Below are 21,393 nucleotides of genomic sequence, written 5' to 3'. Positions count from 1 at the left end.
GGGGTCTGCGGGCAGCGCGGCGCCGGCAGGCCGCGCCGCAAAATCACCGCTCCGCCTGCGCCGGCAGCCGAAGCGCGACCATGAAGCCGCGCGCCGTATTGCGCATCAGGATCTGGCCGCGATGCCGCGCCGCCGTCGCCCGGACGAACGCGAGCCCGAGGCCGAAGCCGCTGCGCGCCGCGCCATGCGCGGATTCGAGCTGCACGAACGACTCGGTCGCGGCCGTGCGCTGCTCCGGCGCGATTCCGGCGCCGGTATCCTCGACGCCGATCAGCCACGCGCCGTCGTCGCCGCTCAGCGTGCAATGCACGTCCGTGCCGGCCGGGCCGTACTTCAGCCCGTTGTCGATCAGGTTCGCGACCGCGCGCGTCAGCATCATGCGGTCGCCCATCGTCACGCATTCGGTGTCGGGCACGTTCGCCGCGACCCGGCTGCCGAGCCCGGCCGCCTTCTCCCACAGCTGGTCGGCGGCGTCGAGCACGATCTCGTTGAGACTCACGACCTCGTGCGCGCGCCGCTCGGACTGCGCGCGGGTCAGGTGGATGAAGCCGTCGGCCAGCGCGAGCGCGCGCCGCGCATGGCCGGCGATGCGCTCCATGATCGCCGGCATCTCGCCGTGCTCGGCCCGGTACACGTCGAGCAGCGCGAGGATCGAGGTCTGCGGCGAACGCATGTCGTGCGACAGGAAATCGAGCGCTTCGTCGCGCTGCCGCGACATCAGGTACGAATTCGAGTGATAGCGGATACGGGCGGCCAGCTCCATCGCGTCGGGCAGCTTCACCAGATAGTCGTTCGCGCCGGCGATGAACGCCTCGCGCTTGACGATCGGCTCCTCCTTCGCGGACAACACGATGATCGGCACGCGCGCGGTGCCGGCGTCCGCGCGCCACGCACGGACGAGATCGAGGCCGTCGATCTCCGGCATCACGAGATCCTGCAGGATGACGGTCGGCTTCACGTCGCGCGCGACCGCCATCGCCCGGTGCGCATCGGTGCACACGTGCAGGTCGATGTCGTGTTCGCTGCGCAGCGCGCGACGGATCACCTCGCCGACGAACGGTTGATCGTCGACGAGAAGGACCGACAACCCCGATTCAAGACAATCCGAGGCATTATCACCGCTCGATTCGTTCATAAATACAGTTTCAAACGCCGATTCTCCAGTCGATTCTTTCATGGGAGTTGTTTATCCGGCTTAGACACTATCTTATTTTGACGGTTGAAAACCCCGTCCGATTCCGCCAATCTGGCCTGTCACCACGGCCCTGCGGAGCTTCGACCGCCGATTTTCCCCGTAGACGGTCGCATTACCTCCGCATCCTTTCTCTCAATAAAAATAACCGGCTGATTCTAAATGAAATTAGAACACAGCATGTATCTCCTTCCGGTTTAGTTTTGCCAAATATGTAGAAACAGACGGAAACAGTTAAATCAGATCATTTCCGGATTCGAACGACGATAACGTTTGCGAGAGCGGCGCCATAAGGTTTGCATGCGCTGCAAGGCTCGTTGGCCGCCGAATTGAGGGATGGATGGCGATGCGCCGAATCGGCTGGCGGAGGACGAAAAAAAAGCGCCCGGGGCGACGATCGCCCCGCGCGCTTCGGGGCCGGCCGAAGCCGGCCGCCCGATGGCGGTATGACGGCGGTGTGACCGCTGGGTGCGGCCTTACCCGCGCGCGTGCTGCGCGGACACTTCCTGCAGGTCGAGGTCACGTTCGAGCGCGTGCAGCATCTCGTCGTGGATGCGGCCCGAACGATGCAGCCGCAGCAGTTCCGTGCGCCCGGCCTTGATCGCGGCCAGCACGACGTCGTAGTGCGCGGCACGCACTTCCGCCGGATACGCGACCTCGTTCTTGTTCCGCTCGGTCAGCTCCGCGCGATACGTGTACTGCTCGAGCAGGCGCGGGTGGATCACGACCCCGTTCTCGTCGCGCACGAGCGGCTGGATCGCCGCGAGCTGCGCGGCCTCGATGTAGGCCCACGTCTGCGGCTCGGTCAGGTGATGCGCCGCGCGCTCGTCGCGCTGCGGCAGGCGCAGCAGCCGGATCAGCGGCCCGATCGTGGTGCCCTGCAGCAGCACGGTGACAAGGATCACCGCGAACGACGCGACCAGGATCACGTCGCGACCGGGCATCGCCTCCGGCAGCGACAACGCGATCGCCAGCGTGACGACGCCGCGCATCCCGGCCCAGCTCATGATCGTCGCGGCCTTCCAGTCCGGCGCTTCGCCGCGCCGCGCGATCCCGCGCACCGGCCACTTCAGCGCCTCGACCGCGTAGATCCACACGAAGCGCGACACGATCACCGCCGCCAGCACCGCGACCGTGGGCGGCACCATCGTGGCAAGCACCTGCTCGAAGCCGCCGAGCCGGTGAATCGCGCCGCGCAGCGACAGCCCGATCAGCACGAACACCATCGCTTCGAGCAGGAACACGATCACCTGCCAGAACGCGGTGCCGCGCGTGCGCACGGCCGCGGAGAACACCTCGTGCTGATGCCAGCCGACGATCATGCCGGCCGTGACGGTGGCGATCACGCCGGACACCTCGACCATTTCGCCGGCGATATAGGCGATCCAGCCGGCGATCACCGCGACGGTGATCACGAGATAGTCGTCGTCGAGCTGCTTCAGGAACCACACGACGAGCTTGCCGACCACGAAGCCGATCACCACGCCGCCGAGCCCGAGCTCCGCGAAGCGCACCACCGCGTGTTCGAGGCTGAACGCACCGGTAAGCGCGGCCGCGACCGCGAAGCGGAACAGCACGAGGCCCGCCGCATCGTTCAGCAGGCTCTCGCCTTCGAGCAACACCATCAGCCGGCGCGGCAGCGCGACGCGTTCGAGCACCGCCTTCGCCGCGACGGCGTCGGGCGGCGACACGATCGCGCCGAGCGCGAAGCAGGCGGCCCACGGCAGCGACGGCGCCACCCAATGCACGGCGAAGCCGACCGCGAACGTCGTGAACACGACCGCGCCGATCGCGAGTAGCAGGATGCCGCCGACGTTGCGCTTGAACTCCTCCCACACCGAGAAATACGCGCCATCCATCAGCAGCGGCGGCAGGAACACCAGCAGCACCAGTTCGGGATCGAGATTGATCGGCGGCAGGCCGGGAATGAACGCGATGCCGATGCCGCCGATCAGCAGCGCGGCCGCGGGCGGCAGCCGCAGCCGCTTGGCGATGCATTCGAGCGCGACGATCGCAAGGAATGACAGCAAAACCAGCTTGAATGCCGAGACGGGAGACATGAATCGACCTCGTGAAGAATGAATTCGCGCGTTCCGGTGTCGTACCCCGGTCGGCAGTTTCGCGCGATTACATCACGAGGCGAGGCCCGCAGTCGAGCGCGATCGGGCAACCGTGCGCGGCGCGCCGCGATGCCACGGCGGCGCCGGCCCGTTGCGCGCGCCGCCATGAAAAACGGCACGCGGGCCGGCCCGATCGCCCGCCCGCGTGCCGCGTCGGCGCCGCGCTGCCCGGCTTGCGCGTTACCGGCGCCGCACGACCATCAGCCGCGGCTCGGTCATGTCCTCGATCGCGTAGCGGATGCCTTCGCGGCCGAGGCCCGAATCCTTCACGCCGCCGTACGGCATGTTGTCGACGCGAAACGACGGTACGTCGTTGATCACGACGCCGCCGACTTCCAGTTCGTCCCATGCACGCTGCGCATGCGTGAGCGAATCGGTGAACACGCCGGCCTGCAGCCCGAAGTCGCTGTCGTTCACGCGCGCGAGCGCATCGTCGAAGCGGTCGAACTTCTCGAGGATCGCGACCGGGCCGAACGCCTCCTTCCGGTACAGGTCCTGCTCGCGGCCGACGTTTTCCAGCAGCGTCGCCTCGAACATCGCACCGTCGACCTTGCCGCCCGCGACGATCTTCGCGCCCGCCGCGACGGCCGCGTCCATCCAGCCCGACAGCCGGCGCGATTCGGATTCGGAGATCATCGGGCCGACGAACGTCGACGGGTCCTTCGGATCGCCCATCTTCAGGGAACGCGTCTTCGCGATCAGCTTCTCGCGCAGCGCGTCGTACAGATCGGCATGCACGAGAATCCGCTGCACGCCGATGCAGCTCTGGCCCGACTGGTAGTACGCGCCGAACGCGAGACGCTCGACCACGTAATCGAGCTGCGCGCGCTGGTCGGCGTCGACGATCGCCGCCGCGTTGCCGCCGAGCTCCAGCACGACTTTCTTCTTGCCGGCCTTCTCCTTCAACGCCCAGCCGACGGCCGGCGAGCCCGTGAACGACAGCAGCTTGAAACGCTCGTCGGTCGTGAACAGGTCCGCGCCGTCGCGATGCGCTGGCAGCACCGAGAACGCGCCCTTCGGCAGGTCGGTTTCCGCGAGCACCTCGCCGATGATCAGCGCGCCGATCGGCGTGCGGCTCGCGGGTTTCAGCACGAACGGACAGCCGGCGGCCAGCGCGGGCGCGACCTTGTGCGCGGCGAGATTCAGCGGGAAGTTGAACGGCGAGATGAACGAGCACGGGCCGATCGGCACGCGCTTCGTGTAGCCCGAATAGCCCTGCGCCCGCGCGGAGATCTCGAGGTTGACGATCTCGCCGTCGATGCGCACCGATTCCTCGGCCGCCACGCGGAACGTGTCGATCAGCCGCGTGACTTCGCCCTTCGAATCGTTGATCGGCTTGCCGGCCTCGATGCACAGCGCCTCGGCCAGCTCGTCGAAGCGCTCGCGAAAACGCGCGACGCAATGATCGAGCACGGCCTGCCGCTTGTAGGCCGGCAGCTCGCGCATCGGCTTCGCGGCGTCGACCGCCGCGCCGATCGCTGCGTCGATCGCCTTCGCGTCGGCCAGCGCGACGCGGGTGGCGACCTTGCCGCTGAACTTGTCCGTCACTTCCAGATCGGTGTTCGCGTAGACGGCTTCGTTGGCGAGGTAGTACGGATAGCTTTCCTTCAACATGGAACGGCTCCTTCCTGTGAACGGGATTCAGAGTTGCGCCGACAGGCGCTTGATCTCGCGGTTCAGCACACGCTCGTTGTCCGAGTAGTCGATCGGCACGTCGATCACGTGCACGCCCGGCGTCGTGAAGCACTCGCGCAGCAGCGGTTCGAGATCGTCCGCCGATTCGACCCGATGCCCGTGCGCGCCGTAGCTTTGCGCGTACGACACGAAATCGGGGTTCTGCAGCGTCATCGCGTAATCGGGGAAGTTCATGTTCTCCTGCTTCCAGCGGATCATCCCGAACGCGTCGTCGCGCAGGATCATCACGACGAGGTCGAGCTTCAGCCGCACGGCCGTTTCGAGCTCCTGCGAATTCATCATGAAACCGCCGTCGCCGCACACGGCGATCACCTTGCGCTGCGGATGCACGATCTTCGTCGCGATCGCCGACGGCAGGCCCGCGCCCATCGACGCGAGCGCGTTGTCGAGCAGCAGCGAATTCGGCTCGTGCGCGCGCCAGTAGCGCGCGAACCAGATCTTGTACATCCCGTTGTCGAGGCAGACGATGCCGTCGACCGGCAGTGCGTTGTACAGATCGTTGACGATCCGCACCGGGTACATCGGGAAGCGCGGATCGTGCTGGCCCTTCTCCAGATGGGCGTCGAAATGCTCCTTGATCATCGTGAAGCGCGCGAAATCCCAGTGCGGCTGCGGCGCGAGCGCCTCCTTCATCTGCCACACCGCATTCGCGATGTCGCCGACCACCTCGATCTGCGGGAAGTAGACGGGGTCGACCTGCGCGCCGAGGAAGTTCACGTGGATCACCGTCTTGTCGTCGGTGCGCATGAAGAACGGCGGCTTCTCGATCACGTCGTGGCCGACGTTGATGATGCAGTCCGCATGCTCGATCGCGCGGTGCACGAAATCGCCGTCGGACAGCGTCGCGTTGCCGAGCCATAGCGGGTGCGTCTCGTCGATCACGCCCTTGCCCATCTGCGTCGTGAAGAACGGGATGCCGGTTTTGTCGACGAATTCGAGCAGCATCTTGCAGGTGGTCTTGCGGTTGCCGCCCGCGCCGATCATCAGCAGCGGATGGCGCGCGGCCTGGATCGCGGCGACCGCGTGCGCGACCGCCTTTTCCTCGGCCACCGGCCGCCGGCTGTAGCTGCGCGGGATCGGCTTGCCGTCGCCCTCCTCGTGCGCGATGTCTTCCGGCAGTTCGAGGTGCGCGGCGCCCGGGCGCTCTTCCTCCGCGCGACGGAACGCCTCGCGCACGGCCGACGGGATGTTGCCGATCGACACGATCTGCCGCGTGAACTTCGTGAGCGGCTGCATCATGTCGACCACGTCGACGATCTGGAAGTGGCCCTGCTTGCTGGACTTGATCGGCTTCTGCCCGGTGATCATCAGCATCGGCATCCCGCCGAGCTGCGCATACGCGGCGGCCGTGACGAAGTTCGTCGCGCCGGGCCCGAGCGTGGACAGGCACACGCCGGTGCGGCCCGTCAGGCGGCCGTAGGTGGCGGCCATGAACCCGGCCGCCTGCTCGTGCCGGGTCAGCACGAGCTTGATCTTCGATCGCCGCAGCGATTCGAGCAGATCGAGGTTTTCTTCGCCGGGAATGCCGAACACGTACTCGACGCCTTCGGCTTCCAGCGCCTTCACGAACAGATCCGATGCTTTCATGGGGACTCTCGGTTGATGCCGCCTGCCCGGCCTACGGACACGCGGCGTTCAGAACGCGCGCCGGCCTACGGCACGCGGACGCTTTACCTACTGGACACTGACCACGGCACTGCCCGCCGGGCGACATGCGACGCGCGGCGGCGCCCCCGGATACGGAGGACAAACGGACCCGCCCGCGCGCGGCAGGCGCGCACGGGCGGCAAAGACATTTTTGATTGTAGACGGATTACGAAGATCCCGACTTCGGCCGAACGGCCATTCGGCACGCACGCGAAGCGCGCGGCCCTACTGTGGAGGCAACGGAATTCAACTCACCGGACATGTGAACCATGGTTGACACATTGCCATCCTTGCCCTACAGTGCCCCTACGTTCAGCGTCCGGACCACCGACGTCTTCGACACCTGGTTTGCCGGCCTGCCGGATCGCGTCGCGAAGCGCCGCATCCAGGCACGCATCGACCGCCTGTCGATGGGCAATCCGGGCGACTGGAAGTCCGCCGGATCGCCGGTCGTCGAGATGCGGATCGACCACGGCCCCGGCTATCGCGTCTACTACGTCCGGCGCGCAACGATCTGGGTCATCCTGCTCTGCGGCGGCGATAAATCGACGCAACAGGCCGACATCCGCGCCGCGCACGCAATGCTCGCGCATCTCGACATGGAGTAACCGATGGACAAGATCAGCACCCGGCCGTGGGATTCGGCCGACCATCTGAAAACCGAAGACGACATGGCCGACTACTTCGAAGCGTGCCTGCAGGAAGCCGGCGACGATCCAGCCTTCATCGCGCACGCGCTCGGCGTGATCGCGCGCGCACGCGGCATGTCGCAGGTCGCGCGCGATGCGGGCCTGTCTCGCGAAGGGCTGTACAAGGCGCTGTCGCACGACGGCAACCCGAGCTTCGGCACGATCCTGAAGGTCATCAAGGCGCTCGGCCTGCAACTGCACGGCGCGAAAGCGCACGCATGATCCGCGGGCGCGGCCCGTCGCACCCGCGGTGCGATGCCCGTGGCCGCGTCAGTGCAGCCAGCCGGCCGCCCAGCGCGGCACGAGCGACACGAGGTACAGCCCGAGCCCGATCAGGCCGCCCACCAGCGTGCCGTTGATGCGGATGTATTGCAGATCCTTGCCGATGTTCAGCTCGATCTGCCGCGACATCTCGCGCGCATCCCAGTTGCGCACCGTGTCGCGGATGTGGCGCATCAGAAAATCCGCGAAATCCGGCGCCATCTCGTGCACGGCCTTCTCGACGTGCTCGTTCAGCGACGCACGCAATGCCGGGCTCTCCGCCAGCCGCGCGCCGAGCCAGCCGCCGAGCGTCGCGGCCTGCCGGTGCAGCGCCGAATCGGGGCGCGCGAGATCGGCCTTCAGCCACGCGCGCAACTGGTCCCACAAGTCGCGCGCATACTCGTTGAACGCGGCGCCGTCGCGGATATAGCGCTTGATCTCTTCGCCCTTCTCGATGAACACGGGATCGTGCTTCAGCCGCTCGGTCAAACGCACGACCGTCCGGTCGAAGCGCTGCCGCAGCTCGTGCCCGGGGTCGGCGGCCACGCCTTCGAGCACGCGGCTCACCGCGCTCGCGAGCATCCGCGCGCCGTTCTCGCCGAACCACTGCGTCGGCATGATCTTCTCGACCTTCGGGTACTGCGTCTTCAGCCATTCGACGATGAAGCCCGCGATCACCTCGCGGTTCTCCTCCTTGTCGAGCACGTCGACCACCTGTTCGATCGCGTCGTCGAGCAGCGCCTGGTGGCGGCCGTCCTTCGTCAGCGTGTCGAGGATCGCGCCGGCCGACTGCGACAGGTCGACCCGGTCGATCACCGCGCGAAACGCGTCGTGGACGAACGACTGGATCCGCGCGTCGTCGGTCATGTCGAGCGCGAAGCTCATCAGCTTCGTCACGTAGCCGCCGAGCGCGTCGGTGTTCACCGGCTCGCCGAGCCATGCGCCGAGCTTCCGCGCGGGATCGTGCTGGCGGATCTGCGCGGCGAGCGCGTCGGGGCCGAGGAACTTCTCGCGCACGAACACCGCGAGGTTGTCGGCGATCTTGTCCTTGTTCTTCGGGATGATTTCGGTATGGCGCGACACGAACGGGATCGGCACGCGGCGAAACAGCGCGACGACCGCGAACCAGTCGGCGAGCGCGCCGACCATCGCGGCTTCGGCCACGGCCTTGAAGCCGTCGACCCACGGGCCGCGCGGCAGCAGGATCGTCGTGACGAACAGCGCGACGGCGGCCAGCAGCAGCCACAGCGCGCGGCGCTTGCTGCGTTTCAGTTCGAGGGATTTGTCTGGCGTCATGGGCAACCGGTCGGGCGAACGATGCCGCTAATATGCACCGGTTGCGGTGCTGCCGACAAACATTGCCACACCCGTCGTGCGGGCGGCACGGCGCCGGTCGGCATCGCTGGCACATGCCGGACCGGACGACCGCGCGCCTGCTACATGAACGTCTTCAGGTTCACCCCCGGATCCGCAAGCTTCACCGGGTCCGGCACTGCCCCCGCCGCGATCAGCCGGCGCGACGCGCCGATGTCGCGCCCGAGGTTCACCGCGGCCACCGCGACGATCCTGCCGTCGTCGCCCAGCCCGAACACCGTGAACGGCCCGCTCGCCGGATCGCCACGCACGACGATCGTGCGCTCGCTGCCGAACAGCCCGAGCATCTGCAGGTTGCAGTCGTATTGATCGGACCACAGCCACGGCAGCTCGCCATACGTTTCATTGCCGCCGAGCAGGTTCGCGGCCGCGACGGCCGGCTGGTTTTCGGCCACCTGCCACGACTCGATCCGCACGTGACGCCCGAGCAGCGGATTGAAGTGCATCGTCACCTCGCCCGCCGCGAAAATTGCCGGATCGACCGTGCGGCAGCCCGCATCGACACGTATCCCGTTGTCGACATCGAGTCCGGCCGCCTGCGCAAGCTCGACATTCGGCACCACGCCGATGCCGACCACGACGAGGTCGGCCGGCACGTCGCCGCGATCGGTCTCGACGACCGCGCCGCCGTCCGGAGCGCGACGGATCGCGCGCGGCAAAGTCGCCGTGTGGAAACGCACACCGCGCGCGTCATGCAGTTGCCGCGCATACGTGCCGACGACTTCCGGCAGCGCACGCTGCAGCAAACGCGCGGCCGGGTCGATCACCGTCACGTCGCAGCCGAGCTGCCGCGCCGCGGCCGCCACTTCGAGACCGATGAAACCGGCGCCGAGCACCGCCACGCGACGGCCCGCAGCAAGTTGCGCACGCAACGCACGCGCATCGTCGACGGTGCGGACGTAGTGCGGCGTGACGCCCGCGTCGATCTCGCCGCCGAACGTGCGTACGCGCGACCCCGTCGCGAGCACGAGCCGCGCATAGGGCAATGTCGTGCCGTCGTCGAGCCGCACGCGCTGCGCATCGCGCTCGATCGCATCGACACGCGTGCCGAGCCGCAGCTCGATGCGCTGCGCGTCGTACCACGCCGCGTCGCGCACGAACGCACGCTGCTCGCCGCCGTCCGTCAGCAGCGCATCCTTCGACAGCGCGGGCCGATCGTACGGCAGCTCGCGCTCCGCGCCGATCATCACGATGCGCGCATCGGCGCGGCGCTCGCGCAGCGCTTCGGCCGTACGCCGCGCCGCATGGCCGGCGCCGACGATCACGAACGGGTCAGCCGACATTGACTTCCACCTGCCCGTCGACGATGCGGATCGGATAGGTCCGCACCGGCTCCGTGATCGGCGCGCATTTCGGCGCGCCGGTGCGAATGTCGATCAGCCCCTGGTGCAGCGGGCATTCGACGCAGCCGTCCTCCACGTAGCCTTCGGACAGCCGCGCATGGCCGTGCGTGCAGAGGTCATGCATCGCGAACAGTTCGTCGCCGATCCGGAACACGGCGATCGGCTTCTGGCCGGCGACGCGCGCCGCCGGTTCGTCTTCGGAGAATTCGTCGAAAGCGCCGAGCGGATGCCATTCGGCAAGCGTTGCTTCAGTCATGTCGTTTCCTTGCTTTTTGCATCAGATCGGGGTGGCAAGCAGCGTCTGCACGCGCGACGTGTCGTAGATCACGCGCTTGGTCTTGTAACGCAACCCGTCCGGCGTGCGCACGACCGTGTCGTAATACTTGCCGGCCTGGTACACGTTCGACTCGCCGTTGCTGCGCGTCTGCACGACCACGTAGTTGCTTTCGGTGTCGATCTCGCCGTCGCGTTCCGCGACGATCGTCAGCCCCGACGTCATGTGCCGGTACGTATGCTCTTCGTAGATGTTCGCGTGCCGCAGCGACACCACGCGGTCGCGCAGCATCCGCTGGTTCGTGCAGTGGACGATCCCGACCGGCAGCCCGAGATCGGCGTTCTCCTTCGGCACGATTTCATACGTGCAGTCCTCGGTGAACATTTCCGGCCAGTGTTCGAGCCGGTCGTTGTCGAGGTGGCCGATATAGCGGTTCTGGAGCATGTAAATCTCGAACCACGTCTTCATGTCTTCCGTCATTTTTTCGCTCCCGCCTCAATAGCCCATCAGCTTCTGGTAGCCGACCCAGAACTTGCGGATCAGGCTTTCGGTGATCACCGTGTCCTGCTGGTCCGGATTGCCACGCGACATCTCGATCACCGACGTCGCGTCGGCATCGCGCACCGTGCCGCGCTGGACGAGCTCGGTCGCTTCCGTGTCTTCCATCGAGATGTAGCCGGCCGGCCCGACGAGGTTCGCCTGCTTGATGCGCAGCGCGCGCAGTTCGGGCGTGTCGTCCGCGTAGCCGAAGAAGTGGAAGATCAGTTCGAAGTTGTCGGGGCCTTTCGGCAGGATCTGGCGTGCGACCAGCGTGTTGTGGATCTGCTGGATCACGAGCTGCGGGAAGATCGGCTGGATATGGTTCGTGCAGTCCTCGTCGTATTCGGAAACGAGATCGAGGATCGATTCGTCTTCCAGATGGAAGCCCTCGTCGAACGAACGGATGTTCTGCTGCTTGTACGCGGCCGACGTGTCGTCGCCCGTCTTCGTCACCGTGATGATGCTGTGCAGCCCGTGGTTCGCATCGGGAATCGAGCGCGCCTTCATCCCGACGCGGAAGATGTTGAAGGTCGTATGGAACAGGTGCAGCATGCTCGCGTGATACGGGTCCTTCACGTTCTCCATGTACAGCTTCCAGTTCGACTTCGAATACTGGCGCGTGCAGCCGAGATACTCGATCGGCTTGTGGAAAATCCGGTCGATCCACGGGCGCATCTGCTCGCCGAGATACTCAGGCAGCGGCGCGACCTCGTCGCTGAACGTCGCGAACACGAGCCCGCGATAGCTGTCGACGCGCAGCTTGCGCAGCCCGTGCTGCTTCGGGTCGAAGTCGGCCGGCATCCCGGTCATCCCCTTCTGGCCGCGCCGGAACGGCACGCCGAGCAGGTTGCCCGCGTTGTCGAAGCTCCACTGGTGATACACGCACGTATGCGAGCTCGCGTTGCCGCGCGACTTGCGGCACACCTGCGCGCCGCGGTGTGCGCAGCGGTTCACCCATGCGGAAAGCGTGCCGTCCTCGGTGCGCGTGACGACCACCGGCGTGTCGCCGACGAACGTGCTCTTGAAGTCGCCGGCGTTCGGGATTTCCGCTTCGAGCGCGACGAAGTTCCACGTCGGCCCGCGGAAGATGCGCTCCTGCTCGCGATCGTAGACCGCACGCGAGCTGAACACCTTGTACGGCACGCGCGAGCCGTCGTCGTGCGGAAAGCTCACGTCGGATGCGTCGCCGCGCTCGGCGAAAACGACGGGCGATTCAGTCTGCTCCATGTCGGACTCCTTGTGGTTCCGTTTCGTTGATTGCATGGAGCCGATTTTTGAAAAGCTAATATTCGCCGTCTATCCGGAAAGTGCGATTGCGGCGGCGCAATATCCACTTTCGGCGGATTTCTGCGCTAGCATGACGGCACACGCGACCGGCGCACGATCGAGACCCATTGATCGGATCGAAGCGCACGCCGTCTACTCCAAGGCCGATGCCCATGTCCCCAACGTCGTTCGAGCCGCTCGCGCTGCGCGCGCACCGGCTGTTCGAGTCCCGCGATCTCGACGAGACGCGCGAGCGGATCTCGCGCGTGATGCAGCCGCACGCGCTGCTGCCGGGCGGCCGCGGGCGCGGCGCATCGCACATGGATTTCGTCCGGCTCGGCGGGCTCGGGATGGGCACGATCGCGTTCGGCGACGCGATGCGCGTACAGGTCGACGCGGTCGACGGCTATTACCTGCTGATGTTCTGCCTGTCCGGCCAGGCCGAGGTGCGCGCGATGGGGCGGCAGCTCGGCGTGGACGGCCAGACCGGCGTGCTGTGCGCACCCGGCGAGCGCTTCGACGCGGTGCTGTCGGCCGATTGCGAGCAGTTCGTGCTGCGCATCGACGCGGCGACCGTCGGTTCGCTGACCGGCGACCCGCGTGCGACGCTCGACCCCGTGCTGCACGTCAGCGACGCCGCACTCGCCGCGTGGCGCCAGCAGTTGATGCTGGTCGCACGCTCGCCTGAACTGCTCGAACGCGCGAATGCGAACCCGCGTGTGGCGTCGCAGCTCGAGCACTTGCTGATCGACCTGCTGATCGAGGGCCATCCGCCGTCCGTGCTGCGGGCGTCGCACCGCGACCCGGCGCCGGGCTTCGTGCGCCGCGCGCAGGAGTTCGTGAACGCGCACTACGCGCAGTCGCTGCAGCTCGCCGATATCGTTCAGGCCGCCAACGTGCCGGAACGCACGCTGCGCGACGCGTTCCTGCAGTTCCGCGGGATGAGCCCGATGCAATACCTGCGTGCGACACGGCTCGACCATGCGCGCGAGTTGCTGCGCGGCGCGGCGTCCGGCCGGCGGATCGCCGATGTCGCGCTCGATTGCGGGTTTACGCACCTTGGACGGTTCGCGATCGCGTATCGGGAGAAGTTCGGCGAATCGCCGTCGGAGACGCTCGACGGGCAGCGGTAATCGTTGTCAAGGCGGCGGGCCGGACGCTTCCACGCGACGACTTGCCGGTCGTGTGGCAAGCGCCGGCACGGCATCGCGCCGCCCTTTTCCACATTCGGCAGCGGATGCCGAAAATGACAGTTAGTTGCGATTTATGGAATCAACGCCGAGTCACCCCGCCGCGGCGATCATCTCTCGCGCAATCGCGCAAAACGCGGCCGTCGCCGCGCTTTCGCCGTGCAGCCGGCGGCTCATGATGATCGGCGACGTCGCGGCCGGCTCCGGCAACCGTCGATAGACAACCCCCTTCACGCGCACGCCTTCCACGCTCTCCGGCACCAGCGACACGCCGACCTGCGCGGCCACGAGCCCGAGCGCCGTCTGCAGCTCGCGCACTTCGTGAACGGCCGCCGGCACCAGCGCGCCGTCGCGCAGCGCGGACAGCTGCTGATCGGCGAAGCTCGGCCGCGGCGTGCTCGGATAGACGATCAATGTCTCGTTCGCGATATCCGCGAGCGTCAGCGGCCGGCCCGGATCGGCGAGCGGATGCCCGACCGGCAGCGCCGCAATCAGCTTCTCCTCGATCAGCGCCTCGCGCACCAGCTGGTCGTCGTCGAAGCGCAGCCGGCCGAACCCCACGTCGATCCGCCCGCCCTTCAGCGCGCCGAGCTGTTCGAGCGTGAACATTTCGATCAGCGACAGCTCGACGTCCGGCTGCGCCTCGCGAAACGCACGGATCACGTCCGGCAGCGCGCCGTACAACGTCGACGGCACGAAACCGATCACGATCCGCTCCGACAGCTGCGCGAGCCGCCGCGTGAGCGGGCCGAGTTCGTCGGCCTGGTCGACCAGACGCTTCGCCTGCGCATAGAACACGCGCCCCGCATCGGTCAGCTTCAGCGGCCGCGCCCCGCGCTCGAACAGCGGCAACCCGATCTCGTCCTCGATCGCCTGGAGCTGGCGGCTCAGCGGCGGCTGCGTCATGTGCAACCGCTCGGCCGCCCGCGTGATGTTCATTTCCTCGGCGACGGCGATGAAGTAGCGGAGCTGACGCAATTCCATTTCATGCCTCAAAGGTATGGAAGTAGTCGGAAAGAGTGTTGGACGACGCGGGGCGGGAATTCCTACCATGTGCACCAACAGGAGGAATCGCATGATAGCAACTGCCGCCACCATCGAACGCATCGACACGCTGCTCGTCGACGTGCCGACGATCAGGCCCCACAAATTGTCGGTCGCCACGATGAACTGCCAGACCCTCGTGCTGGTCCGCGTTCGATGCACGGACGGTATCGAAGGCGTCGGCGAAGCGACGACCATCGGCGGCCTCGCGTACGGCGAGGAGAGCCCGGAAAGCATCAAGGTCAACATCGACACCTACTTCGCGCCGCTGCTGCAGGGCATGGACGCGACGCGCCCGGGTGCCGCGCTCGCGCGTGCCCGCAAGCTGTTCCAGGGCAACCGTTTCGCGAAGTGCGCGGTCGAGACCGCGCTGTTCGATGCGCAGGCGCGCCGCCTCGGCGTGCCGCTGTCGGAACTGTTCGGCGGCCGCCGGACCGACGCGGTCGATGTCGCATGGACGCTCGCGAGCGGCGACACGCAACGCGACATCGCGGAAGCCGAGGCGATGCTCGATGCGCGCCGCCATCGCGCATTCAAGTTGAAGATCGGTTCGAACGCGGTCGCCGACGACGTCGCTCACGTGATTGCGATCAAGCGTGCGCTCGGCGATCGCGGCGACGTGCGCGTCGACGTAAACCAGGCATGGAGCGAGACCGACGCGATCTGGGCCGGTGCGCGCCTGGCGGAAGCCGGCGTGAGCCTCGTCGAGCAACCGATCGCGGCAACCAACCGCGCGGGGCTGAAGCGCCTCACGCAGCTCGCGCACGTGCCGATCATGGCCGACGAGGCGCTGCACGGCCCCGTCGATGCGTTCGCGCTCGCGCAGGATCGCGCGGCCGACGTGTTCGCGGTGAAGATCGCGCAGTCGGGCGGCCTGCAGGGCGCGGCGAGCGTGGCATCGATCGCGGCGGCGGCCGGCATCGAACTGTACGGCGGCACGATGCTCGAAGGTGCGGCCGGCACGATGGCGTCCGCGCAACTGTTCAGCACGTTCGACTCGCTGAAATGGGGCACCGAGCTGTTCGGCCCGTTGCTGCTCACCGAGGAAATCCTCGTCGAGCCGCTGCGCTACGCGGATTTCAAGCTGCACCTGCCGGCGACGCCCGGCCTCGGCATCACCTTCGACTGGGCCCGCATCGAACGGATGCGACGCGACGCCCGCTGACCCCACACGACAACCGAAACCGGAGACACAGATGAACAAGCAAGCCATCGATGCACTGCTGAAGACCTTCGACGACGCCGCCGAGAAGCCGGGCAACCCGCGCGTGCGCGCGATCGTCAACCGGATCGTGAAGGACATCTGCTACACGATCGAGGACTTCGACGTGCAGCCGAGCGAATTCTGGACGGCCCTGAACTTTCTGAACGAAGCCGGCCGCGAATTCGGGCTGATCGCCGCGGGCCTCGGCCTCGAGCGCTTCCTCGACGTGCGCATGGACGAAGCCGAGGAAAAGGCCGGCATCCAGGGCGGCACGCCGCGCACGATCGAAGGGCCGCTGTATGTCGCCGGCGCGCCGGAGTCGGTCGGCCATGCGCGCCTCGACGACGGCACCGATCCGGGCCAGACGCTGATCATGCGCGGCCAGGTGCTCGGCCAGGACGGCGTGCCGCTCGCGAACGCACTGGTCGAGGTGTGGCACGCGAACCATCTCGGCAACTACTCGTATTTCGATCAATCGCAGCCCGCGTTCAACCTGCGCCGCTCGATCCGCACCGATGCCGACGGCCGCTACAGCTTCCGCAGCGTGCTGCCGGTCGGCTACAGCGTGCCGCCGGGCAGCAAGACCGAGCAACTGCTCGACCAGCTCGGCCGCCACGGGCATCGTCCGGCGCACATTCACTTCTTCGTTTCGGCGGACGGTTATCGTAAGCTGACGACGCAGATCAACATCGACGGCGATCCGCATCTGTGGGACGACTTCGCGTTCGCGACGCGCGACGGGCTGATCCCGCCGGTGAAGCAGGCCGAAGGCGCGGAAGGCAAACCGTATGGCGTCGACGGGCAGTTCGCGCTGATCGACTTCGATTTCTCGCTGCTCAAGGAAAAGCAGGACGTGCCGGCGAGCGAAGTCGAGCGGGCCCGCGCGCAGGCTTGAGCGGCCTTTCCGTTCGACGAATCGACAACGCAAGGAGTGCAGGATGCTGTTTCATGTGGAAATGACCGTCCGTCTGCCGACGGACATGGACCCGGTCAAGGCGGCCACGCTGAAGGCCGAGGAAAAGGCGATGTGCCAGCGGCTGATGAACGAAGGCACCTGGCGGCATCTGTGGCGGATCGCCGGGCAGTATGCGAACGTCAGCATCTTCGATGTGGAAAGCGTGCAGCAGCTGCATGACCTGCTCAGCCAGTTGCCGCTGTTTCCGTATATGGAGATGGAAGTGCGGGCGCTGTGCCGGCATCCTTCTTCCATTCGGGACGACGATCGGTGAATCCGGCAGCGGCTCATGCTGCCGGGTATCCGGCGGCATGAGCCGCGTGACATGGTGTCGCGGTGGCGCTACGCAAACCTGCATGAACGACTATTCGACTGTCGGCAACGACTGGGCGAATTCGAACCCATCGCCGACTTGGTCGAGCGTCCAGCGACGCGGCGCGTGCAGCTTTACCCATCGAGTGCGTTCGCGGTCGTCGGACACACGCCCGATCGACATTTTGGCCTTGCCCGTCGAGTAGTTCACACTGAGCGTACGCACGGCGCCCGTATTACGCATCACCGAGAAGTTGTCATAGCCGATCAGCATGAAATTCCGATCCTGCCACCGAAACGTATAGGTGGTCGATCCCATTTCCCAACTCCCAGCGCTGGCAAAGCGACCCAGCCCGACCTGCAACGTACCCCGGTCGATGCTCACGTTCCCCTCTTCCAAGGCATCCGCCAGACACGGTGATTCCCGGGTCGGTATCAGCGTTTCGTTTCGCAGCGCGAGAGCGTACTGCCCATCTGGCTGTGCAAAGGCGACGACAAGGATGCGCGGATTCGCGTCGAACGGACTCTCGCACATGCCGTCATCAGATATCACGTTCGCGGGATCATTGTCACGCAGAACCAGCGCAAGATCGTCGCGGCCATCGCCGTTCAGATCGCCCTTCGTCTGAAATTCGAGCTTCCAGCCCTTTGGAACAAAGTCTTCGGGCTTTCCAGCGAGCGGCACGATGAGTGGGGACGGTACATCTTGAGCCGCCACGCGAACGGACACGATGGCGCCAAGCCAAATTGCCAGTCCTAGCTGTTTAGAGAACCCAAAGGGCTTGCTCCCACTCAGAATAGATTGCGCGACTTTCACTTAGGCATGTCCTCCGTCATCTGTAATCTGCTCGACGTCAGGTCGAGGCGTAAAGGCTTATCCGGATCAAGCTTCTTTTTCTCGATAACTCGTCTCCAGTCTCCGGCGGCTCCGGGGGCGCGATACAACGCAACGATCGCCACATACGCCGTCTCGCGTTGCATCGGTTGAGACAAGCTCGACGAAGCGCCGGGGTTTACAACAGCCGACATATCGGCCTGCAGATCCTGAGCCAGCACGGCCCGATCGTTCTTCAGCAGATCCTCATACGACGCAGCGTCGAACAACTTGCGATCCTTCAACTGATAGACACGAACGGCAACCGATGTCGGTCGGCCCGCATCGTCCGGGTTCAACGCCGCGCGCGCAGTCAAATCGACGTCAAGCACCTTCACCTGCTTGAAAAATACGGCGCGATACGCATTCGACGACGCGTCCGACACCGACTGCCAGGCACCACACCCTGACAGCAGCAATACGGCGGCAGCGGTCGCCGCACTCACTCGATGGAACATGGACACTCCGGAATCAGGTTGCGTGCGACGCGAGTTGCGGGTCGGGGCCGGGTGCGGGAAACGCCTCGCACACGCCGAGCGCGATATCGATCAGGCGGTCGTCGATTGACGGCAACACCGTCGTCCAGCCAAGGCGCGGCGCGGGATCGCGACGTTCGACGCCGACGGTCGGGAGCGGAACGAACCGTGTCGACACGCTCATCCGCAAATGCACGTCGGCCTTGGTGCCGACATACAGCCGGATGAATGCCATCACCTCCCGATGCAGCCATGCGCCCGGCAACAAATCCTGAGCCTGTTGCGCATCGGCCGGTCGCACCGTCAAACACACGGCCCGGCTCCGATACGCAAGACGCCTGCCGAGCACATGGCCGCCACCGAGCCCGTGGCGCTGCCCGTCCGAAAGCGCTTCCGCATCCGGCTTCGCCGACGTCAACGGCGTCGGTCGGCCGGTGTTCGTCGTTACGGCCCAGAACTCGTCGACACGAACATCGGCCCCCGGCGCCGCAAGCGCCACCACGCCGGCCAGCCCTTCGGACGTACGCGTGCGCTGGATCAACAACCCCAGCAACGCCAGCATCCGCGAATCCGGCAAGCCCGCCCGCGACGGCTTGTCACCCCAGCCGAATCCCGCCAGACACAGCAGGCTCTGCGAATAATCGTCGATACCGCCGGCCCGAAAGCGCTCCGCGTAGCGGTATTTCTTCCATGCGCGATACAGCAGCGTTGCCGCGCGGTGATTGAACGGATCGAGAAACGCCTCGACCGCCTGATGTCCCTCTTCCCGCAACGCGATCTCGTCGATCGTGTGCGACGGCATGGCCGCATCGACACCGTAGAGCCCCATGAAAGTCGTACGCACGGTCGGAGGTGCATCCATGTGCTCGTCGTCGAATTCGACAGCGGCCACCTCGGCCGCCGGAAACCCCAACCGCGGACGCGGCCGGAACCGCACCGGCTCGTGCTCCGGCGTGTCGCGCGTGCCGAGCCCGGGACGTTCGGGCGCACATGCCTCCAGCAGACGGCAGAACTGCATGAAAGTCATCTTCGGTGCGCGTTCGAACAGTCTTGCGGCCACGGGCGGCAGGCCGTTTGACACGGTGATTTCGTTACTCGCCCGACCGATCGACGCGCTCATAGCGGTGCCCGCTGTGCCTTGCTGCGCGACCATTCCGTCCGCGACCGGGACGGCAGGCTGACGATCGCCAGCTTCGTGAACAGATTGATTTCCGCATACGCACCGAAGAATCGGTGCAGCAGTTCGCCGAACAGCATCACGTCGCCTTCACCGGAGAACGCATGGGTATCGAGCGTGACCTCGATCAGCACGCCGCGCTCGACCGCCCCGCCCGACACCTCCTCGATCATTTCCTGCGATACATGCAGGATGCCGGCAAGCCGACGCCGGTTCAGTTCCTCGTTCGTCCAGTCGTACAGCGCCAACGCGCCGCGCAGCACTTCCGCATTCATCATCGACAGGAAGTTCGGCGCGAGATGCGAGAGCACGCGCCACTGGAAGCGATCTTCCGTCGGCGGATACAGCGGCAACGTCGGCGAGACGAGATTGCGTACACCCGCGACGTTCGGCGTGCTGGCCGCGAGTTCGTCGAGGCTCGCTTCGCGCAAGCCCTTGCGCGGCAGCAGCCCGTTCGTGCCCGTCACGCGCAGCGACAGGCTTTCCTCGGGAAGCGTATCCATCGTTTCCCACGCATGACCGCCGAGAATCACCCACATTTCGTGCAGCCCCGACACGCCCGAGCGCACACGTGTGTGGAAATAGCGTTCCGGCGCTTCGTGCCGCAGCATGCCGCCGCGGTGCCGGAACGTCGCAAACGGCACGTATTCGTATCGCTCGGCCGTATCGTGGTCGAACGTCGCGATTGCATCGACCGAATACGTTTCGACATGCTCGCCCTGATGACCGGCCGGCACCACGCGATATTCGGTTTCGTGATGGTCGATCTCGATCGGCTCGGCATCCAGTTCGAACAGGTTGATCACCGGCGAACAGAACAGTCGAACGTTATCGACGTTGAACCGCTGATCCGACGGGTAAGCTGCCTTCAAAACGATCTCGAGTTCGAAGCGGGTCGATTTCTCGGGCAGCTTCGTGACCTCCAGTCCACACAAATCGACGAACAGGAATTTTTCGCGGAACGTGAAGTATTCGAGCAGCAGCTGATATCCGGAAAACGCCGCGTCGGCTTTGGGCCACAGCCGTTCTTCCGTCGAAAATCCCGCCGGCTCGATCGTGACGCCCGGGAGCGGCACGGATTCGCCATCGCGTATTTCCGGAACGCGCCAATGAATCGAATCGACCTGGCGCGTCAACGCGAGATGCATCGCGAACGCGGTCGGCAGATCGGCGTTCAGGTGCAGCCTCAGCCGCGACAGATCCGTCTCCTTGCGCAGCGCCGATCCTTGCAACGCGAAGCCGACGCGAATCACCGAGCGGCCGTCGTGACGCACGGCCGGCCCGGCATGCGTGATCGAGATCGGCTGCAGCGCGACAGCCTGCGTCGTCCGATACAGACATTGCACCGCCCGCGGCGCGACGCCTTCCGCGCCGCTCGGGGAAGGCACGTTGATCGGCGCGGAACGCACCGGCACGCCGGCCGGCACGACTACCGTTTTCTGCAGTGTCTCGGCGACTGGCGTCAGCTCAACGATCGACAGCGACGGAATCATCCGCAGATAGTGCGGCCACAACAGGCTGACGAGCCCTTCGGTGAGTTCGGGCAACTCGTCGTCGAGTTTTTGGCGAAGCCTGCCGGTCAGGAACGCAAAACCTTCGAACAGACGTTCGACGTACGGATCGCGATCGCCGACACGGTCGAGATTGAGCAGGCGCGCACGGTCGGGATGCGCCTTCGCGAATTCCTTGCCGGATTCACGCAGGTAGCGCATTTCCGCTTCGTAGTAGCGCAGGATGGGATCGTTTTTGTCCATGAGAAT

The 21,393-nt window shown here is 65.9% G+C and carries 20 protein-coding genes; 6 read left to right on the top strand and 14 right to left on the bottom strand.

The features are described 5' to 3' along the window. Positions 1–43: 43 nt before the first annotated feature. From WJ16_RS23100 to WJ16_RS23085, 4 genes are all read right to left on the bottom strand, one after another. A complete protein-coding gene (locus tag WJ16_RS23100) occupies positions 44–1,177 on the bottom strand; it encodes a hybrid sensor histidine kinase/response regulator (protein WP_069259391.1) in 1,134 nt (377 codons plus the stop codon). A gap of 491 nt (positions 1,178–1,668) precedes the next feature. Beyond that, complete coding sequence (locus tag WJ16_RS23095) at positions 1,669–3,252, bottom strand: Na+/H+ antiporter (protein WP_069259390.1); 1,584 nt, start codon at positions 3,250–3,252, stop codon at positions 1,669–1,671. A gap of 240 nt (positions 3,253–3,492) precedes the next feature. Next, entirely contained in the window at positions 3,493–4,926 is a 1,434-nt protein-coding gene (locus tag WJ16_RS23090) for an aldehyde dehydrogenase family protein (protein ID WP_069259389.1), read from the bottom strand. 27 nt (positions 4,927–4,953) lie between these two features. Then, the gene (locus tag WJ16_RS23085) at positions 4,954–6,594 is read right to left on the bottom strand and encodes an acetolactate synthase large subunit (protein ID WP_069259388.1); all 1,641 of its coding nucleotides are present in this window, start codon (positions 6,592–6,594) and stop codon (positions 4,954–4,956) included. Positions 6,595–6,923: 329 nt separating this feature from the next. Between WJ16_RS23085 and WJ16_RS23080 the strand changes: the two genes are divergently transcribed. After that, positions 6,924–7,262: a type II toxin-antitoxin system RelE/ParE family toxin gene (locus WJ16_RS23080; RefSeq protein ID WP_069259387.1), complete on the top strand. Its 339-nt coding sequence runs from the start codon at positions 6,924–6,926 to the stop codon at positions 7,260–7,262. A 3-nt stretch (positions 7,263–7,265) separates the two neighbouring features. Continuing rightward, positions 7,266–7,565 carry an addiction module antidote protein gene (locus WJ16_RS23075; protein WP_021157290.1) on the top strand — a complete coding sequence of 100 codons (300 nt, stop codon included), beginning with the start codon at positions 7,266–7,268 and terminating at the stop codon, positions 7,563–7,565. Positions 7,566–7,613: 48 nt separating this feature from the next. Here WJ16_RS23075 and WJ16_RS23070 read toward each other — a convergent pair whose 3' ends face one another. The 5 genes from WJ16_RS23070 to andAc form a co-directional block, all read right to left on the bottom strand. Beyond that, positions 7,614–8,900 (bottom strand): DUF445 domain-containing protein, encoded by a 1,287-nt coding sequence (locus WJ16_RS23070; protein WP_069259386.1) that lies wholly within the window; start codon positions 8,898–8,900, stop codon positions 7,614–7,616. A gap of 140 nt (positions 8,901–9,040) precedes the next feature. Beyond that, entirely contained in the window at positions 9,041–10,261 is a 1,221-nt protein-coding gene (andAa, locus tag WJ16_RS23065) for an anthranilate 1,2-dioxygenase system ferredoxin--NAD(+) reductase (RefSeq protein WP_069259385.1), read from the bottom strand. Beyond that, entirely contained in the window at positions 10,251–10,577 is a 327-nt protein-coding gene (gene andAb / locus WJ16_RS23060) for an anthranilate 1,2-dioxygenase ferredoxin subunit AndAb (RefSeq protein WP_006479527.1), read from the bottom strand. Before andAb ends, andAa begins: the two co-directional genes overlap by 11 nt. Positions 10,578–10,598: 21 nt before the next feature. Beyond that, a complete protein-coding gene (gene andAd, locus WJ16_RS23055; RefSeq protein ID WP_006490977.1) occupies positions 10,599–11,075 on the bottom strand; it encodes an anthranilate 1,2-dioxygenase small subunit AndAd in 477 nt (158 codons plus the stop codon). Between the two features lie 15 nt (positions 11,076–11,090). Beyond that, on the bottom strand, positions 11,091–12,362 hold the full coding sequence (gene andAc, locus WJ16_RS23050) for an anthranilate 1,2-dioxygenase large subunit AndAc (protein WP_069259384.1): 1,272 nt from the start codon (positions 12,360–12,362) through the stop codon (positions 11,091–11,093). 212 nt (positions 12,363–12,574) lie between these two features. Between andAc and andR the strand changes: the two genes are divergently transcribed. Next, positions 12,575–13,534 carry an anthranilate 1,2-dioxygenase regulatory protein AndR gene (gene andR, locus WJ16_RS23045; RefSeq protein WP_069259383.1) on the top strand — a complete coding sequence of 320 codons (960 nt, stop codon included), beginning with the start codon at positions 12,575–12,577 and terminating at the stop codon, positions 13,532–13,534. A gap of 150 nt (positions 13,535–13,684) precedes the next feature. Here the strand turns inward: andR and WJ16_RS23040 are convergent, their stop codons facing one another. Beyond that, positions 13,685–14,575 carry a LysR family transcriptional regulator gene (locus tag WJ16_RS23040; protein ID WP_069259382.1) on the bottom strand — a complete coding sequence of 297 codons (891 nt, stop codon included), beginning with the start codon at positions 14,573–14,575 and terminating at the stop codon, positions 13,685–13,687. Between the two features lie 91 nt (positions 14,576–14,666). Here WJ16_RS23040 and WJ16_RS23035 point away from each other — a divergent pair, with 91 nt between their 5' ends. The 3 genes from WJ16_RS23035 to catC are packed head-to-tail and all read left to right on the top strand — an operon-like array spanning position 14,667 to position 17,068. Then, positions 14,667–15,800, top strand: coding sequence for a muconate/chloromuconate family cycloisomerase (locus WJ16_RS23035; RefSeq protein ID WP_069259381.1), 1,134 nt, complete (start codon positions 14,667–14,669; stop codon positions 15,798–15,800). A 31-nt stretch (positions 15,801–15,831) separates the two neighbouring features. Continuing rightward, positions 15,832–16,734, top strand: coding sequence for a catechol 1,2-dioxygenase (gene catA / locus WJ16_RS23030; RefSeq protein WP_069259380.1), 903 nt, complete (start codon positions 15,832–15,834; stop codon positions 16,732–16,734). 43 nt (positions 16,735–16,777) lie between these two features. Further along, entirely contained in the window at positions 16,778–17,068 is a 291-nt protein-coding gene (gene catC, locus WJ16_RS23025; protein ID WP_059601564.1) for a muconolactone Delta-isomerase, read from the top strand. Positions 17,069–17,158: 90 nt separating this feature from the next. Here catC and WJ16_RS35015 read toward each other — a convergent pair whose 3' ends face one another. Genes WJ16_RS35015 through tssF form a run of 4 tightly spaced genes read right to left on the bottom strand, consistent with a single transcriptional unit; the run spans position 17,159 to position 21,387 of the window. Beyond that, positions 17,159–17,923 (bottom strand): hypothetical protein, encoded by a 765-nt coding sequence (locus tag WJ16_RS35015; RefSeq protein WP_157126850.1) that lies wholly within the window; start codon positions 17,921–17,923, stop codon positions 17,159–17,161. After that, positions 17,920–18,438 carry a type VI secretion system lipoprotein TssJ gene (gene tssJ / locus WJ16_RS23015; RefSeq protein ID WP_069259379.1) on the bottom strand — a complete coding sequence of 173 codons (519 nt, stop codon included), beginning with the start codon at positions 18,436–18,438 and terminating at the stop codon, positions 17,920–17,922. The genes WJ16_RS35015 and tssJ overlap by 4 nt, the downstream gene beginning before the upstream one ends. 13 nt (positions 18,439–18,451) lie before the next feature. After that, positions 18,452–19,609 carry a type VI secretion system baseplate subunit TssG gene (gene tssG, locus WJ16_RS23010; RefSeq protein ID WP_208607022.1) on the bottom strand — a complete coding sequence of 386 codons (1,158 nt, stop codon included), beginning with the start codon at positions 19,607–19,609 and terminating at the stop codon, positions 18,452–18,454. Beyond that, the gene (tssF, locus tag WJ16_RS23005; RefSeq protein WP_069259378.1) at positions 19,573–21,387 is read right to left on the bottom strand and encodes a type VI secretion system baseplate subunit TssF; all 1,815 of its coding nucleotides are present in this window, start codon (positions 21,385–21,387) and stop codon (positions 19,573–19,575) included. The genes tssG and tssF overlap by 37 nt, the downstream gene beginning before the upstream one ends. Between the last annotated feature and the right edge of the window lie 6 nt (positions 21,388–21,393).

This window comes from Burkholderia metallica, from assembly GCF_001718555.1.
In the GTDB taxonomy this organism is placed as follows: Bacteria; Pseudomonadota; Gammaproteobacteria; order Burkholderiales; family Burkholderiaceae; genus Burkholderia; species Burkholderia metallica.
Note: the sequence above shows the minus strand (reverse complement) of the source record. Positions and strands in the feature narration are given on the sequence as shown.